The organism is Mannheimia sp. USDA-ARS-USMARC-1261, assembly GCF_000521605.1.
In the GTDB taxonomy this organism is placed as follows: domain Bacteria; phylum Pseudomonadota; class Gammaproteobacteria; order Enterobacterales; family Pasteurellaceae; genus Mannheimia; species Mannheimia indoligenes.
In genome coordinates this window covers 2,021,227-2,037,619 of the sequence record NZ_CP006942.1, presented here as the reverse complement: position 1 = coordinate 2,037,619, position 16,393 = coordinate 2,021,227, and the positions used below count along the sequence as shown (strand labels likewise).

General features: G+C 35.6%; 15 protein-coding genes. 13 read left to right on the top strand and 2 right to left on the bottom strand.

Annotated elements, in window-relative coordinates; all coding sequences use genetic code 11:
• Positions 1-4 precede the first annotated feature (4 nt).
• The 7 genes from X781_RS09810 to X781_RS09780 are packed head-to-tail and all read left to right on the top strand — an operon-like array spanning position 5 to position 7,003.
• Positions 5-1,255 carry an O-antigen translocase gene (locus X781_RS09810; protein WP_038644027.1) on the top strand — a complete coding sequence of 417 codons (1,251 nt, stop codon included), beginning with the start codon at positions 5-7 and terminating at the stop codon, positions 1,253-1,255.
• 13 nt (positions 1,256-1,268) lie between these two features.
• On the top strand, positions 1,269-2,162 hold the full coding sequence (locus X781_RS09805) for a glycosyltransferase family 2 protein (RefSeq protein WP_025236699.1): 894 nt from the start codon (positions 1,269-1,271) through the stop codon (positions 2,160-2,162).
• Position 2,163: 1 nt separating this feature from the next.
• Positions 2,164-3,495, top strand: a complete 1,332-nt coding sequence (locus tag X781_RS09800; protein ID WP_025236698.1) for an oligosaccharide repeat unit polymerase — start codon at positions 2,164-2,166, stop codon at positions 3,493-3,495.
• A gap of 7 nt (positions 3,496-3,502) precedes the next feature.
• Positions 3,503-4,144 carry a haloacid dehalogenase-like hydrolase gene (locus X781_RS09795; RefSeq protein WP_025236697.1) on the top strand — a complete coding sequence of 214 codons (642 nt, stop codon included), beginning with the start codon at positions 3,503-3,505 and terminating at the stop codon, positions 4,142-4,144.
• Positions 4,144-4,908, top strand: a complete 765-nt coding sequence (locus X781_RS09790) for a hypothetical protein (RefSeq protein ID WP_025236696.1) — start codon at positions 4,144-4,146, stop codon at positions 4,906-4,908. The genes X781_RS09795 and X781_RS09790 overlap by 1 nt, the downstream gene beginning before the upstream one ends.
• Before the next feature lie 10 nt (positions 4,909-4,918).
• Positions 4,919-5,728 carry a glycosyltransferase family 2 protein gene (locus X781_RS09785; protein ID WP_025236695.1) on the top strand — a complete coding sequence of 270 codons (810 nt, stop codon included), beginning with the start codon at positions 4,919-4,921 and terminating at the stop codon, positions 5,726-5,728.
• 3 nt (positions 5,729-5,731) lie between these two features.
• Positions 5,732-7,003, top strand: a complete 1,272-nt coding sequence (locus X781_RS09780) for a sugar transferase (RefSeq protein ID WP_038644024.1) — start codon at positions 5,732-5,734, stop codon at positions 7,001-7,003.
• A gap of 40 nt (positions 7,004-7,043) precedes the next feature.
• Here X781_RS09780 and X781_RS09775 read toward each other — a convergent pair whose 3' ends face one another.
• Positions 7,044-8,297, bottom strand: a complete 1,254-nt coding sequence (locus X781_RS09775) for an O-antigen ligase family protein (RefSeq protein WP_038644023.1) — start codon at positions 8,295-8,297, stop codon at positions 7,044-7,046.
• Positions 8,298-8,535: 238 nt separating this feature from the next.
• On the opposite strand from X781_RS09775, the gene rpsU reads away from it, so the two are divergent.
• From rpsU to X781_RS09755, 4 genes are all read left to right on the top strand, one after another.
• The gene (gene rpsU / locus X781_RS09770; protein WP_006252283.1) at positions 8,536-8,751 is read left to right on the top strand and encodes a 30S ribosomal protein S21; all 216 of its coding nucleotides are present in this window, start codon (positions 8,536-8,538) and stop codon (positions 8,749-8,751) included.
• Positions 8,752-8,906: 155 nt separating this feature from the next.
• Positions 8,907-10,670: a DNA primase gene (dnaG, locus tag X781_RS09765; RefSeq protein ID WP_025236692.1), complete on the top strand. Its 1,764-nt coding sequence runs from the start codon at positions 8,907-8,909 to the stop codon at positions 10,668-10,670.
• A 93-nt stretch (positions 10,671-10,763) separates the two neighbouring features.
• A complete protein-coding gene (gene rpoD, locus X781_RS09760) occupies positions 10,764-12,635 on the top strand; it encodes an RNA polymerase sigma factor RpoD (protein ID WP_025236691.1) in 1,872 nt (623 codons plus the stop codon).
• 93 nt (positions 12,636-12,728) lie between these two features.
• Positions 12,729-13,718: a DUF3298 domain-containing protein gene (locus X781_RS09755; RefSeq protein ID WP_025236690.1), complete on the top strand. Its 990-nt coding sequence runs from the start codon at positions 12,729-12,731 to the stop codon at positions 13,716-13,718.
• 76 nt (positions 13,719-13,794) lie between these two features.
• Here the strand turns inward: X781_RS09755 and X781_RS09750 are convergent, their stop codons facing one another.
• Entirely contained in the window at positions 13,795-14,703 is a 909-nt protein-coding gene (locus X781_RS09750) for a 1,4-dihydroxy-2-naphthoate polyprenyltransferase (protein WP_025236689.1), read from the bottom strand.
• Positions 14,704-14,762: 59 nt separating this feature from the next.
• Here X781_RS09750 and tsaA point away from each other — a divergent pair, with 59 nt between their 5' ends.
• Positions 14,763-15,500, top strand: coding sequence for a tRNA (N6-threonylcarbamoyladenosine(37)-N6)-methyltransferase TrmO (gene tsaA, locus X781_RS09745; protein WP_025236688.1), 738 nt, complete (start codon positions 14,763-14,765; stop codon positions 15,498-15,500).
• A 60-nt stretch (positions 15,501-15,560) separates the two neighbouring features.
• Positions 15,561-16,316 carry an SIMPL domain-containing protein gene (locus X781_RS09740; RefSeq protein ID WP_025236687.1) on the top strand — a complete coding sequence of 252 codons (756 nt, stop codon included), beginning with the start codon at positions 15,561-15,563 and terminating at the stop codon, positions 16,314-16,316.
• Positions 16,317-16,393: the final 77 nt, after the last annotated feature.

The window sequence follows — 16,393 nt, the reverse complement described above, 5'->3', positions numbered from 1 at the left end:
ACCTATGAAATTATTTAAAACTAGCGCCTTAAATGGTATTGCTGTCTTAATTAAGACAGCAACTATGTTTATTCTGAATAAAATTCTGGCAGTTTATGTAGGTCCTAGTGGTTATGCATTAATCGGACAATTCCAAAATTTTATTCAGATGGTTACCGTATTTTCCGGTAATGCAATTAATACTGCGGTGGTAAAATATACCGCAGAATATTATGAGCAACCAGAAAAACAGAGGACAATCTGGCAAACTGCAACGGGTATTATCTTCTTTTTTAGTTTGGTTGGCGGTGGCCTAATCTTTTTATTGAGAGAGAAACTTTCAGTCGTTATATTCAATAACTCCGATTATGAATCAGTGTTTATATGGTTTGCTGTTTTTCTACTATTTTTTAATCTAAATACACTTTTTCTTGCTATATTAAACGGTAAAAAAGCAATCGAAAGATTGGTTGCAGCTAATATATCGGGTAGCTTGATTTCATTAGCTATTACTGCAGTTTTAGTCATTGAATTTGGCTTATATGGAGCATTAGTTGCACTTGCAATATACCAATCACTCGCTTTCTTTATTACATTTTTTATTTGTAACCAAGCAAGCTGGTTTAGTTGGAAAGAGCTGTTTGGCAATTTAGATAAAGGTATTGCAAGAAAATTTGCATCTTTTGCTTTAATGGCAGTGGTAAGTGCTGTTTGTGTACCTGTTTCACAAATGGTTATTCGCCAATATCTCTCATACGAATATGGTAATGAATATGCCGGCTATTGGGAAGCAATGGTACGCTTTAGCGGTGCTTATTTAATGTTAGTAACAACAACATTGGGGGTATATTATTTACCTCGGCTTTCAGAGTTAAAAGAAGTTGATAAAATCAAACAAGAAATTTTTCTTGCGTACAAATATATTTTTCCATTGGCATTATTAGGCGGCGTAACAGTTTTTATATTAAAAGATTGGATTATTATTACACTCTTTTCCGATAAGTTTCTGCCAATGAGAGAACTCTTCTTTTGGCAGATATTGGGGGATATCGTTAAGATAGGAAGTTGGATTCTTGCATATTTAATGCTTAGTAAGGCGATGACAAAGTTATTTGTTATTACAGAAGTTGTTTTTTCTATATCAAGCGTTTTATTATCAATACTTTTTGTAAATTTAATAGGGTTTGAAGGTGTAAGTTTAGCACATCTTATTAATTATACTTTATATTTGATGGTAGTAGGACTTTTCATATTTAAGGTTTTAAATAAATTATAAAAGGTAAATAAAAATGAGTAATATGCCATTAGTTTCTGTAGTTATCCCATGCTATAACCATGAAAGATATGTGCAGGAGTGTATTCAGAGTGTGATAGATCAAACATATCAGAATATTGAGTTAATTATTATTGATGATGGTTCAAGAGATCATTCTGTTGAAAAGATCAATCAGTTAATTGAGAAATGTAAGAATCGATTTGTTCGTTTTGAGTTCAGATATAGAGAGAATAAAGGCTTAAGCAAAACGCTTAATGAAGCAATTGACTGGTGTCGTGGAAAATATTTTTGTGCTATAGCATCAGATGATAAGATGTTGCCATATAAAACTGAATTGCAGGTTCAGTTCCTAGAAACTCATACGGATGTGGTGGCTGTATTTGGAGGTATTAATCAAATTGACGATGATAGTCAAGTTGTTAGAACTATTTATCCAAAATCACATTACTACGTTTTTGATGAAATAGCAAGATTTGAGCACACTCTTCCCGCACCAACACAGATGTTAAGGCTAGATGCTTTGCGTAAGATTGGTAAATATCATCCTGAGATTAGATTGGAAGATTGGTATAGCTATTTAAAATTAACGCAAGATGGTTCTACAATAGCAGTGATTGGAGATATAATTTGTGATTATAGACGGCATGAAAAAAATACTTCAAAAAATATGAATCTTATGATGGAAAAAATTGATATTATTAAGCTCGTTACTAAGGATTATGATAAATATCTAGGGGATATATATCTATCTATCTCTTCTGATGCTGCTGCATTTGATAAAAAGAAATCTTTTGGTTATTTAGTTCAAAGCGTTCTTAAAGAGCCAAAAATTATTTTCAGGAAGAGGTTTCCAATAGTGCTTATAAAAAATATTCTTCCATATGGTTTTATGAAAGAGAACAGATGATATGGGTCACATACTTGTTGATATATTTGAAAAAGGCTTATATTGTCTATTTTTAGTTGCTCTTATTTCAGGTGTTCTGTTATATCAAGTTCGTAGATTCAATTTAGGTGTACTCATCGATTCCATAAATTTCTTTTGGATATTCACATTTGGGACATCTTATGCTATTGTAATTTTCTTATTCTTAAATAGCTATATATCTACTGACTACTTTTATATCATTTTACTCTATTATATAGTCATATCTTTTGGCATTTGGTTAGGCTATCAAGTTTCTATATTTAAGTATAGATATAAATTTCGTTTCTTTTCTTCCAATGTTAACTTTCCAAAGAGAGAAATATCATTTTTAATATCAATTTATTTTTTGTTATTGATTTTTTATATTTCTAAAGTGGATTTTTCAGTATTTTTTATTTCTAGATTTGAAGCAAATTCTGGCGGGCTGGGCATTATTTCAAGGTATATGGATGTCATAAGATTATTTATAATTGCTTACGCTGCTATAATAGCATTTAATAAAAGGTCATGGGGTTTATATATTGCTTTGTTATTATTTTCTATAGCCTCATCTTTTATAAATGGTGCTAAATTTGCTATTATAGAGTCTATATATACTGCTTTTATTAGTATTATTCTTTATTACTCTATATCGTTTAAGATTTTCACCTTAAAAAGGTTTTTTTTATTACTTATTATTAGTTTTGCAGTTCTTGTCTATGTCGCATATTTCCTTGACAGGATGGCATCTGACACAGGTATGGTTAGTAAGTATACTGATTATCCAGTATGGTTTGAGGCTTTATTACTCAGAATCGTCGCAAATGCTGATATGTATTATTTATCCTTACCAGATGGCATTATAGATATTGTTCAATATCAAGTATCAAGTTGGTCAAATCTATTTCTTAGACCTTTGATTGGTGGATCGTTAACAGAAAGTTTAACTGGTGTTAAAGAAAGTATTTCTGTTGGTAGAGCAATTTGGTTATATCATTATCCTGATAGTTTATCTGGGGGAAGTGTTGAACATTTTGATTTAGATGCCTACGTTCATTTTGGGGTATTATTTGGGGTGCTATATGTCCTAGCCATAGGAATATATATTGGTTTTATCAATAAAATAAAAATGAGAATTTATCGAGATAAAAATAGGAAAAATATTCTATTTATTATGTTTTTTTCTTATATGTATAATAAATCCTATATATTGCTATTGTCCCCTACTTCAGGATTTTCTTTGATTGTTGACGGGTTTGTAGTCATTAGTTTAATGTTATTATATCTGGGTTTTATTAACTATGTTTTTATAGGGAATAATTCTCGTGGGTAGGTTTAGAATGGATAAAAAGTATATATTTGATATTTGTTGGACTTTATATAAAGCAAATACGACATTTGATTTCATTTGTTTTTTTTCTCAAAGTAAAAGCAAGAAGTTATATCTAGGTATTTTAGATAATAAAGTTGTTAAAATTCTTTTAATTTTAATTGGAAAAATGGTTGGTATGGATATTTATAGGGCATTGTACATTTTTTCTTTAAAGGGTAGTACAAAAAGTCAACTTGAAGATGCAGCAAGAGAGTATGTGGAATATATCCTTTCAGAAAAGAAGATAGCGTTTTCCCATGACTTTTTGAATCAATCACTTAGAGATAAAGGTGGTACGATCTTGTTATGCTCCGCTAGTTTGGATTGTATCGTAAAGGCGGTAGCTCTTAATTTGGGCGTTTCCAGTTTTTACGCTTCAGAACTAGAATATATTAATGGTATTTGTACTGGAAAACTAAGAAAAGATTTGCTTCATACTAAGGTCGACCTTTTTAAAAATGAACATAAGCCTTTCTGGGTTATAACAGATAATAAGACAGATTTGGATTTGATTAGGCAGAGCGAGAATCATACGATTTTATCGAATAAGAAAAATATGAAATTTTGGAATGAAAATGGCTTGAGTGTTGGTTTTATAATGGAGGATTAATGTTTTTTTATATTCCTTTTTATTACTTATTTAGAACGAGATTAGTAGGTAAGTCTGCAAAGTTTGCTTGGATATTTACATATATTATCCCTACATATGTCGTATATTTTTATATGATGAATGCTGGGTTTATGCTGTATTTTTTACTACTATTGGCGACTTTTTCAGCCTATGAGTTAGGTTATATTTATAATGATGCTGAGTTAGTGAAGAAAGAAAATAACCCTACTTTAAGGTTATCTCAGCAGGAGCATGTATTTTATGAAAAAAACAAGAAATTTATCTATTCGATAAGATTATTATGGGTTGTTATTTCAAATGTTATGGTATTCTGTCTGTATAAGGAATATTTTATCTTTATTTTATTAAATTCATTATCTATTCTTCTTGTGTATGTTGTTTATAACTCTATCAGAAATGAGTTTAATATTATTCTTTATTCTTTATTGTTAATACTTAAATATTTTGGTGTTTATGTTTTTATGCTTGGTGATTTGGGGTTTTTGTTTGTATCTTGGCTTTTATATCCACTCTGCAATACATTAGATTTTGCAACAAAAGCTAGATTTTTTACTAGTCACTATCTTAAGATTGATAATTTTGATAAATTTAGGGTTCAGTATTATATTTTTTTAGTAATGTTGATTTATATATTGGGATATTTTGATTCTTTACCTTATTCTGAATTTTTTAATGTTCTTGCTTTGTATTTTTTAGTGTATAGAACATTATTATATTTATTTGTTGTTAAGAAATTTAGATGATGGGGTTTATATGAATTTTTCAGTTCTTATGTCCTTATACTATAAAGAGCAGCCCGCTTATTTGGAAGAGAGCTTGCACTCTTTGCAAGCTCAAACTTTACCTGCAAGTGAAATAGTTATAGTGTTTGATGGAGTAATCTCGGAAAGCTTAGAGCAAGTGGTGCAAAATTTTGCAGAAAAATTACCGCTTGTTGTGGTTCGCCTACCACAGAATGTAGGATTGGGACAAGCATTAAATGAAGGATTGAAGCATTGTTCTAATGAGTGGGTATTTCGAATGGATACAGACGATATTTGCTTGTCTGAACGCTTTGAAAAACAGGTTAAATTTATTCAGGAAAACCCTGAGGTGGTTTTATTTAGCACGCAAGTTGAGGAATTTGATGAAACAATGTCAAGTTCTCTCGGTATTAAGAGGGTGCCGGTAAGTTGTGAGGAAATTTATTCGTCCGCCTTATTGAGAAACCCATTTAATCATATGGCAACTGCTTATAAAAAATCTGTTATTGAGCAAGTGGGTGGTTATCAACATCATCTTTATATGGAAGATTATAATCTTTGGCTAAGAGTAATTGCACAGCAATATAAAGTATATAATTTACCGGAGATTCTAGTAAAAGTGAGAAGTGGAACTGCTATGTATGCTCGTCGTAAAGGGTTTGATTATATTAAAAGCGAGTTACAATTAGCACAATTGAAAAGCCTGTTGAAATTACAATCAGCTAGTGTCGCTACTATTTATTTTATAATGAGAGCATTGCCTCGATTATTACCTAAATCCTTATTGGGTAAGGTTTATAAAAAGTTAAGAAAAGGATAGTTTATGGAAATTTATAAAAAGAAACGCCACTCTCGTTGGTACGAGCGACTATTTTTTAGTACTACGATACAAAGTATTCTAGGCATTATTTTTTCTAGTTTATTACCCGCTCTTTATTTTTGGGGTGGTGGATTTAACTTAATGGAGACTCGTACCAATACCCTTGTTGCAACTTCGTTAGCATTTGTGATGATTGCAATTACACTTAGAGTACTAATTAAATATCCAGGGAATAAATCGGCTAGCTTTGTGTTTTCAACTGTAATTGCGTGGTATTTTATTGTACTTATGGTATTAACACTATTCCGTTTAGATTATTCAAATATGCTGTTAGGTACTAGTTTTGTATTAACAATGCTATTTTGCTTTATCGGTTACTTTGTCTCTAGACGTTGGATTGTATCTAAAATTGCTTATATTTCACTTGGGAAGGCTGTAGCGTTAAATCAAATTGAAAATGTAGATTGGGTTGAATTAACTGAGCCTAAATTAGGAGAGAAGAGGATTAATGCGATTGCTGCTGATCTCCATTCTTCTGAATTATCAGCAGATTGGCAAAAGTTTTTAGCGAAATGTACTTTAAATGGTATCCCTGTTTACAATGTTCGCCAGTTACAAGAATCACTGACGGGACGTGTGAAAATTCATCATATGTATGAAAATGATTTGGGGTCATTACTCCCTTCGCCAATTTATTCTTTAATCAAACGTGTTATAGATATTTCTCTTATTGTGCTGACATTCCCAATTACATTGCCAATTATGGCTATCACCGCTGTTGCTATTTGTTTGGAAAGTGAAGGTGGGGCAATGTTTATCCAAAACCGTGTTGGTCAAGGTGGTAAAGAGTTTCGCATCTATAAGTTTAGAAGTATGTGCAAAGATTCTGAAAAAGATGGGGCACAATTTGCCTCAAGCGGAGATATGCGTGTGACTCGCATTGGTAAATTTATCCGAAAAACACGTATTGATGAACTACCACAATTTTTTAATGTGTTAAAAGGTGATATGAGTTTAATTGGTCCGCGTCCGGAACAGAAAGCTTTCGTTGATAAATTTGAGGAAGAAATCCCGTTTTATAATTATCGCCATATTGTGAAACCGGGAATTTCAGGCTGGGCGCAAGTTGTACACGGCTATGCAGCTGATGTTGATGATACTCGTGTGAAAGTCGAACACGATTTCTATTACATCAAAAATTTTTCTCTATGGTTGGATATTTTAATTATTTTTAAAACATTAAAAACAATGCTGACAGGGTTTGGTGCAAGGTAAGAAAATAAATAAAGGCAGAAAGTAAATTCTGCCTTTATTTTTAATTGATATTTTCTTTCTGCTTGATCGCATGATATAACAAAATTAGCATAAAGAAATAGAATATTGTACCTGAAGTATGAGTAAAGAAAGATTGAGTTAAGAAAAAGAACATATGTGATATAATATGCACTATTCCTAATACAGCAATGCTTTTAGTATAGTTATTATTGCTTTTTAGACGCTGTATAAAAATGGCCAATGGGACAATTAAAATTACCATTAAGGCTGTAAAGCCAATAATTCCTCTTTTAACAAATGCTTCTAGATATTGATTGTGGAGACTATTAAATGAGCTGGTCTCTGCCATTTTTTGAGCTCTTATTTGCCTATCTCTGAACTGGTCATATCCTAAGTTACCATGACCTAGCAATGGCTTTTCATTGATCGCGATAATCCCATTTTCCCACATATCTAAGCGAGCTCCTTGCGAAGAATTTTTTATTCCTTTTTCAAAATAATTTTTTACATCTGTTTTTGCGGAGCTATATCTTTCTGCGAATTCAAATTCAGCTCTTGTAATAAATATTAAAATAGAAATAGTGAATATAGATATGATTAATAATAGAGCCTTCTTATTAAGATTTTTATAATAGCAGGCTAAAATGAAAAGAATGCAGAATGGAAAAGAAACCCAGCCTCCTCTAGCTCCAGAAAGGATACTTGCAACTAACCCAAATGCTGAAAATACTATATATAAAATACCAAGTCCATTTTTATTTATACTAAACCAATATAGGGAAATAACTATACTAAACATCGCTAATGAGATAGCAATATCCCCCGCTTGGATACTCATCATCCCAGGAAATGGTTTTGGTAATTCTAGGAAAAACTTCTGGTAAATCGCTAATATCCCTGTAATAAATGAACCAATTGGTATGAAGTGAAAGAGTACATTTTTTTTAATTGGGTAAAGAGCAAAGAAAAAAATCAATGGAATGAAGAGTAATATCCTGCTTGGATTATCAATTATCCTAATTCCATCACCATTAAAAATGATAGATAGCACAAAAGTGAAAAAATAGGCAATGAGTGCAAAAATTAGGTATTTGTCTTCTTGATCCCACTGCCACTTTATTTTGAGTTTTAAGCGATAGTATAAGAAAGTCAAGGTAGCGATAGTACCAAGTGTTATTGGCACATAGCTGTAACCTTTTTTAAAGGTTAAAATAGTTACAAAAAATAATGCAATCAATATGTTAGAGAAAAAAATGATATGGTTTTTTTCTATTTTTCTGAAATTTAACAACATAAAAATTTACCTAAGCAATAAAAAACATACTTATTTTATCCTAATAGCTTTAGACCTATCCATCTCTTTTTTAAGATAAATTTGTTTCTGATTTGTATGCAATAAACTTAGCATTTCAGCCTTAATCTGCTCTTTACTTTGCTTTTTTGTTGAGGTAGAATGCACTACCTTTTTTGTTCTATGCCGCCAAAATTGTATGCGGTTAATAATTTAATCTATTTTTCTGAGGTGATGGCATATGCCAGTAATTAAAGTTCGTGAAAATGAATCATTTGACGTTGCATTACGTCGTTTCAAACGCTCTTGCGAAAAAGCAGGTATCTTAGCAGAAGTTCGTGCTCGTGAATTCTACGAAAAACCAACTACAATTCGTAAACGTGAAAAAGCATCACTTGCTAAACGCCACGCTAAACGTAATTTCCGTGAGAACGCACGCAACACACGTTTATACTAATTAGTTCGCTAATTAGCAAAAATATATCGAAACCGTGATTCCTTTTAGGCTCACGGTTTTGGTGTTTTTAACGTTTCTATTTCAAGCGGTCATATTTTGGTAAAATTTTACGATAAATTATCCGCTTGTATCATTCAAAGAGCAGGAGGCAATCAATGAAAGGCACAATTCCACGTTCGTTTATTGATGATCTCATCGCTCGTACTGATATTGTTGAGGTCATCAACAGTCGGGTCAAGCTCAAAAAAGCAGGACGAGATTATCAAGCCTGTTGTCCTTTTCATCACGAGAAAACCCCTTCATTTTCGGTAAGCCAGTCGAAACAGTTTTATCACTGCTTTGGTTGTGGCGTTCACGGTAATGTCATCACTTTTTTGATGGATTACGAAAAATTAGAATTTCCGGAGGCAATTGAAGAGCTTGCGGCTATGCACGGGCTAGAAGTGCCGAGAGAAAATATCATTAGTCGTGATGGTAAACCGCAAGCGAATTTTAAAACCAAGCGTAATCTCTATGAGTTGATGGAGGCGGTAGCGAAGTTTTATCAGCAAAATCTTACCCATCAAATTGAGCCACAAAGTTATTTGCAACAGCGTGGTTTATCGGCGGAGATTATTGAACGTTTTGAAATTGGTTTTGCTCCTAATGCCTTTGATGCGGCATTACGTACTTTTGGGCAATCGCCTGAAGAAACACAAAAATTGCTCGATACAGGGATCTTAACTAAAAATGATAGCGGTCGAATTTACGATAAATTTCGCAATCGGGTAATGTTCCCTATTCGGGATAAGCGTGGACGTGTGATCGCCTTTGGGGGGCGAGTGTTGCCAAATGATGAGCAAGGTGCGAAGTATATGAACTCGCCTGAAACGGTAATTTACCATAAAGGTAGTGAGCTTTACGGTTTATATCAAGCACTCAAAGTGGATGAAAACCCTGATTATCTCTTTGTAGTGGAAGGTTATATGGACGTAGTGGCTCTGGCTCAATTTGGAGTAGATAATGCTGTGGCTTCATTAGGTACAGCCACTACAGGTGAGCAAATTCAGCAAATGTTCCGCTGCACTGAGCAGATTATCTGTTGCTATGATGGTGATAGAGCCGGACGAGATGCAGCGTGGCGAGCATTAGAAAATGCTCTACCATACTTGCAAGACGGTCGTCAGCTCAAATTTATTTTCTTGCCTGATGGCGAAGATCCAGATACTTTCATTCGCTCGCAAGGTAAAGCCGGTTTTGATCAATATTTGGCAGAGAATGCCAAATCTCTGAGTGATTTCTTGTTTGATAGTTTACTTGCTGATGTGGACCTCTCCTCAAAAGAAGGAAAATCCAAATTGGCAGCTTTAGCCGTACCGCTGATTAACCGCATTCCGGGTGAAATGTTGCGTGTTTATTTACGCAATATTTTAGGGCAGAAGTTAGGCATTCTCGATCCAACACAGATAGAAACATTATTACCGAATAAAAAAGCAGAAGAGAGAGCGGCTCATCAAGCCGTTAAAATCAAGCGAACGCCAATGCGATTGCTGATAGCGTTATTATTGCAAAACCCACATTTAGTGAAATTTGTACCGGATGTGAGTTCTCTAAAAGCCTTAAAAGAGCCGGGTTTTGAATTATTAACGGATATTGTAGCGATTTGTCAACAAAATGCCGGCATTAGTATGGGGGGGATACTTGAACATTATCGAGAACATCCCCAATATAAAATCGTTGAAACACTCGCAAGTTGGGAACATTTAGTGTTGCCGGAAAACGTTGAAACCACCTTTATTGAAACGCTCGATTTTCTTTATGCTAAATTAGTGGAATTACGAAAAGAAGAGTTAATTGCCAAAGACCGAACGGTGGGTTTAACTGACGATGAGAAAAAAGAGTACTTTTTTTTAGAGCAAAATCGTATAACAAGCGGTTAAGATTCATAAATTTTTTGCAAATTTACCAAGCCAAGCTGAATTTAGTGGTATAATCCATTACTATTTTTTGCTCGCAAAATAAACGGATAAACTATGGAAAATCAAGCAGATCAACAATTAGAACAGCAATCCCAGTTAGAACTTTTGATTACACAAGGGCGTGAACAAGGTTATTTAACGCTTTCTGAGGTGCACGATCATTTACCTGAAGAGTTAGTAGATGCAGAGCAGATCGAAGATATTATTCAGATGATCAATGATATGGGGATCCAAGTCTTAGAGGTTGCCCCTGATGCGGATGATTTACTCCTGGCTGAGAATATCGCTGATGAAGATGTGGTAGAAGAAGCTACGAAAGTGCTTTCAACCGTAGAATCAGAGCTAGGCAGAACTACTGATCCGGTGCGTATGTATATGCGTGAAATGGGTACAGTGGAGCTTTTAACTCGTGAAGGCGAGATCGATATTGCAAAACGTATTGAAGACGGTATCAATGAAGTGCAATGTGCGATTGCAGAGTACCCGGAAGCTTTAGTCGGACTTTTAGAATGTTACACCCAAGTAGAATCGGGTGAAATGCGTATTTCTGATTTAGTTACAGCCTTTGTTGATCCGAATGCATCAGAGCAAGTTACGGAAGAATTAGAGGTAGATCTTGATGATGATGAAGAGTCAGATACGGTAGCCGATGTTGAAGATGACGAAAATGAAGACGAAGAAAGTGATAGCAGCTCAGACAGCAGCGATGACAGCTCAATCGATCCTGAATTAGCACGAGAAAAATTTGAAGCATTACGCAGCCAACACGAGAAAGTGTTGTTATGTATTCAAAAACACGGTCGTACTAACAAAAAATCAAGAGAACAGATCGAAATTTTATCGAATATTTTCCGTGAGTTCCGTTTAGTACCGAAACAGTTTGATTTATTAGTTGCCACTATGCAAAAACTAATGAAGCAAGTGCGTGCGGAAGAACGTCAAATTCAGCGTTATGCGGTTGAATATTCGGGTATGAAGAAAACCGATTTCTTAAAAGCATTCCAAGGGCACGAATTAAGTGAAGCGTGGATTGAAAAAGCGATTAATGCAAAGAAAAATGCTGCACCAAAACTTGCAAATTATGTAGATAACATTCGTGTTAATATCGCAAATTTACAAAATTTAGAACAAACGTCAGGTTTAACCATTGCTCAAATCCGTGAGATTGGCGGTCGTATTTCTAATGGTGAGCTAAAAGCCCGCCGTGCGAAAAAAGAGATGGTGGAAGCGAACTTACGTTTAGTTATCTCCATTGCAAAAAAATACACTAATCGTGGTTTACAGTTCTTGGATTTAATCCAAGAGGGAAATATCGGTTTGATGAAAGCAGTGGATAAATTTGAATACCGTCGTGGTTATAAGTTCTCAACCTATGCAACCTGGTGGATTCGTCAGGCAATTACCCGTTCGATTGCGGATCAGGCTCGTACCATCCGTATTCCGGTGCATATGATTGAAACCATCAACAAACTCAATCGTATTTCTCGCCAATGTTTACAGGAAATGGGGCGTGAAGCCACACCGGAAGAGTTGGCAGAACGTATGGGAATGCCGGAAGATAAAATCCGCAAAGTATTGAAAATTGCCAAAGAGCCGATTTCAATGGAAACTCCAATCGGCGACGATGATGATTCACATTTAGGCGATTTCATTCAAGACGAAAGCCTTGAATTACCATTGGATTCTGCAACCGCTGAGAGCTTGCGTATGGCAACCAACGAAGTGTTAGAAGGTTTAACGCCTCGTGAAGCGAAAGTATTGCGTATGCGTTTCGGTATTGATATGAACACCGACCACACCCTTGAGGAAGTGGGCAAACAGTTTGATGTAACCCGTGAGCGTATTCGTCAGATTGAGGCAAAAGCGTTGCGTAAATTACGCCACCCGAGCCGTTCAGAAACCTTACGCAGTTTCTTAGACGATTAATGATTTCCCCTGTGCCTTGTGGTACAGGGGTTTTTGTTTTAAGATGAACAACAAGCGGTTGTTTTTCTTAAATTTTTTACAAGAGGGAGAGATATGAATAAATCACTATTAGCACTTTTAATTAGCTCAGTATTTGTAATTGCGGGTTGTGAAGACGGCAAAATGACACAAACGGTATTAGAAGCCGAAAAACAGATTGTTCACTTAGGCACAGAATTAAAAAATGCCCAGTCAGACTTGGCAAAAAAAGAAGCAGAAGTTGCTGAACTTTCAGGTGTGAAAGCGGAGAATGAAAAATTAAAAGCAGAACTAGAGAAAGCCCAACAAAACACCGCATTAAACGTTGAGATTGTGAAAATCTTCGATAAAAAAGATGTGATTAAACATAAAGTTGATCCAAAAGAAGAATTTGCAATAGAAGAAAGTACGGTGAGTTCGATTGTTACGCTTCCAAAAACAAATTTTGATTGGCTCAATCAACTGTTGATTAATCAGGTTTATGATCACAATGAAGAACAAGGTAGAAAGCTAAAAAATCCCACCGAAGAAGAGTTTAAAAAGCACCGTGAAGAGGTTTATCAAGGTTTACTGGAAAGTACGAAAACAGAGCCTACAATTGGCTATGATGAGCATATTCATAGTACTTTTATGGGGCAACGCAATAATATCGCTACTTTTTTGATGACACATTATAGCTACACAGGTGGTGCTCACGGAATGCACCATACGCAATACATTAATGTCGATTTAGCTAAAAAAGCAGTCATTGGCTTAAATGATTTAATCAGCCCAAAAAATCAATCCCAACTGAAAGAGCTCCTTTGGGAAAATTACAGCCGTGAGCGAGTGGATGAAAATGGTAAATATAATGGATTTGGAGATAAAAAAGAGTTCCGTATTTCTGACCAATTCTATTTCACCCCCGAAGGGATTGCCTTTGTTTATCCTCCATACGAATTGGGTGCTTACGCAGAAGGCGATATAGAGGTTGAAGCGGATTGGTATAGTATCAATAAGTTACTCAATTCAGATTATCAACGTGGTGAAAAAGATGGGGTCTTTGCAGAAGAACTGGAGAACTAATTGTAAATTCAAGTTAAAAAACAACCGCTTGTAATTCTTTATTACAAGCGGTTTATTTTTGTTGAAATTTTGCAACTTACCCCAACAAAATCCCCAAGCTAAACAACAAGTTAGTGATTAATGCCAAGCCTGCCATTTGTCCTAGAATTGGGTAAAGCTCTTTTGGATCTTGGTGTTGATAAACAAAACGTGCGTGTTTTGCGAGCAACGGTACAGCGAGTAAGAACAGGAAACTGTACCAATGTTCAAATTCCGAAATAGCAAAAATCAGATAAGAAATAACCGCTAGTACCAACAACGCAACGTGGTATTTTCGCCCGTTTTGGCTGCCAATTCTCACAATCAGCGTGTTTTTGCCGGCTTGTCTGTCTTGGTTAATATCACGCAAATTATTGATATTTAATACCGCAACCGAGAGTAATCCGCAGCCGAAAGCAGGTAGTAAAATTATTGATGGTACACTATGAGCTTGCAGGTAAAACACGCCGATAACCGCTACAAAGCCAAAGAAAATCAGCACAAATAGATCACCTAATCCTAGATAACCGTAAGCCTTTTTGCCGACGGTGTAAGTGATTGCAGCAACAATGGACACCACACCCAGCCCAATAAAAAAGAACAAGTCTTGAATGCTCTCAAAGGCATAAGCACTTAATGCTACGCCTGAAATAAAAGAGAGCAGACTTAAAATAATCACCGCTTTTTTTAGTTGCTCGCCACTAATTGCTCCTTGCTGAATGGCTCGAAGCGGTCCGATTCGTTCTTTGGTGTCGGAACCTTTCACGTGGTCGCCGTAATCGTTAGCGAAGTTAGAGAGAATTTGTAGCAAGATAGTCGTAATAAAAGCCAATAATGTCGTAATAAAATCAAATTTTCCAGCCCAATGAGCCAGTGCCGAGCCGACAATAATTGATGCTAACGCCAGCGGCAAAGTTTTTGGGCGAGCAGTGGTAAACCAAATCGAAAAAAGGGAATTTTTGTTCATAAATAATATTTCGTTTAAAATAATGAGTAATCTCCGTCATTTTATCAGAAAAAATCCCGATGACTTCTACCCCAAAACAATTAAATCCGATCCAGATCAATCCAATCGGTATTATGCAAAGCCCTTACGATGAAAAATTTTCCGTGCCTCGCCAGCCCAATTTGGTAGCGGAAGGAAAAGGCATTTTGCATTTCCTTCCGCCTTACAACACGCCCGATGCGGTGCGAGGCTTGGAACAATTTAGCCATATTTGGCTGATTTTTCAGTTTCATCATATTCCTGAGCGAGATTGGCACGCTACGGTTAGACCACCTCGTTTAGGTGGGAATGAGCGTATCGGTGTGTTTGCCAGCCGTGCGACTCATCGCCCTAATCCATTGGGCTTGTCAAAAGTGAGACTAGAAGCTGTGGTGGTTGAGAACGGCGACGTTTATCTGAAATTAGGCAGTGTGGATTTAGTAAACGGCACGCCGATTTTGGATATAAAACCTTACATCGCCTATGCGGATAGTGAAGCTGAGGCAATATCGGGCTTTGCACAAGAAAAACCGGAGCAGAAACTATCTGTTGTATTTAGTGAAGAAGCTCAACAAGTGGTCAAATTTTGCCAAAACTTTGCTCAATTTGGCATTGAGCAGCCACTTACTTTTATTCGTGAGGTAATTGCACAAGACCCCCGACCGGCTTATCAACAAGGGAAAGTATCCGATAGAATTTATGGTATGAACCTTGCAGGCTATAATATTCGCTGGAAAATAGAACAAGGTGAGCAAGTGTTCGTCCTTTCGATTGAGTAAATGAACTTTCTGAAAGTGGGGATATCTAATAAGTGAATTTTATCCCTTTAAGGACTAATTATGAAATTGAAAAATTTTCTCACACTTCTACCGCTTGCACTAACAACGGTAACGGCTTTTGCTGAAACGGCTACCACAGAGGCAGCCCCTGCCGGTACGGTTGTTTCGGTAGAGAAAAAACAAGCCTCAAACTTTAGTTTCTCAACCAAAGTAACTCGTAGCGTTGAACAAGATTTAATGCAGGCAACAGTTTATAGCCAAAAATCAGGGAAGTCATTATCTGAACTGAAAAAAAGTATTTCGCAAAATTTGAATCAAGTACTGGAACTGGCAAAAAAACATCCTGCTATTGAGGTGCAAGCGGAAGGCATTAGCAATAACGCCAATTACAATAACAAAGGGAACATTGACGGTTGGCAAGCTTACGGTAGTGTGAGCTTGAAAAGTAAAGATTTCAACGCTATGGCTGAGGTGTTAGAAAATTTAGGTAAAGACGTGGCAATCCAATCTATTTACTTTGGTGTATCGCCTGAGAAAGTTGCATCATTGGAAGAAGAGATGCTACTTGAAGTCATTAAAAAATTCCAAGATAAAGCGGAAATTATTCAAAAAGCTTTAGGGGCGAAAAAATATCGACTAAGTATGGTTAATCTGCAAACACCAAGCGATGGCTGTTATGAGTATGGCTCTCCTCGTATGGCAAGTGCGATGTATGCAGCAGAACAAGCCGCAATGGGGAAATCTGCAGATATGCCGTTAGAAGCAGGTAAAACGACAATTTCGGCTGTTGCTTCGGGCAGCGTTGATTTTGAATAGAATTGTATAGATTTGTATAGACTTGTATTTTTACTTTAAATTTAGGAATAAATCTGTCTATACTATTAAGCATTGAT

Excerpts from the sequence above, each read along its gene's own strand:
- X781_RS09800 (WP_025236698.1), top strand. The coding sequence starts at position 2,164 with ATGGGTCACATACTTGTTGATATATTTGAAAAAGGCTTATATTGTCTA.
- dnaG (WP_025236692.1), top strand. The coding sequence starts at position 8,907 with ATGAAAGGCACAATTCCACGTTCGTTTATTGATGATCTCATCGCTCGT.
- tsaA (WP_025236688.1), top strand. The coding sequence starts at position 14,763 with ATGACTTCTACCCCAAAACAATTAAATCCGATCCAGATCAATCCAATC.
- rpsU (WP_006252283.1), top strand. The coding sequence starts at position 8,536 with ATGCCAGTAATTAAAGTTCGTGAAAATGAATCATTTGACGTTGCATTA.
- rpoD (WP_025236691.1), top strand. The coding sequence starts at position 10,764 with ATGGAAAATCAAGCAGATCAACAATTAGAACAGCAATCCCAGTTAGAA.
- X781_RS09790 (WP_025236696.1), top strand. The coding sequence starts at position 4,144 with ATGTTTTTTTATATTCCTTTTTATTACTTATTTAGAACGAGATTAGTA.
- X781_RS09810 (WP_038644027.1), top strand. The coding sequence starts at position 5 with ATGAAATTATTTAAAACTAGCGCCTTAAATGGTATTGCTGTCTTAATT.
- X781_RS09780 (WP_038644024.1), top strand. The coding sequence starts at position 5,732 with ATGGAAATTTATAAAAAGAAACGCCACTCTCGTTGGTACGAGCGACTA.
- X781_RS09755 (WP_025236690.1), top strand. The coding sequence starts at position 12,729 with ATGAATAAATCACTATTAGCACTTTTAATTAGCTCAGTATTTGTAATT.
- X781_RS09795 (WP_025236697.1), top strand. The coding sequence starts at position 3,503 with ATGGATAAAAAGTATATATTTGATATTTGTTGGACTTTATATAAAGCA.
- X781_RS09805 (WP_025236699.1), top strand. The coding sequence starts at position 1,269 with ATGAGTAATATGCCATTAGTTTCTGTAGTTATCCCATGCTATAACCAT.
- X781_RS09775 (WP_038644023.1), bottom strand. The coding sequence starts at position 8,297 with ATGTTGTTAAATTTCAGAAAAATAGAAAAAAACCATATCATTTTTTTC.
- X781_RS09785 (WP_025236695.1), top strand. The coding sequence starts at position 4,919 with ATGAATTTTTCAGTTCTTATGTCCTTATACTATAAAGAGCAGCCCGCT.
- X781_RS09740 (WP_025236687.1), top strand. The coding sequence starts at position 15,561 with ATGAAATTGAAAAATTTTCTCACACTTCTACCGCTTGCACTAACAACG.
- X781_RS09750 (WP_025236689.1), bottom strand. The coding sequence starts at position 14,703 with ATGAACAAAAATTCCCTTTTTTCGATTTGGTTTACCACTGCTCGCCCA.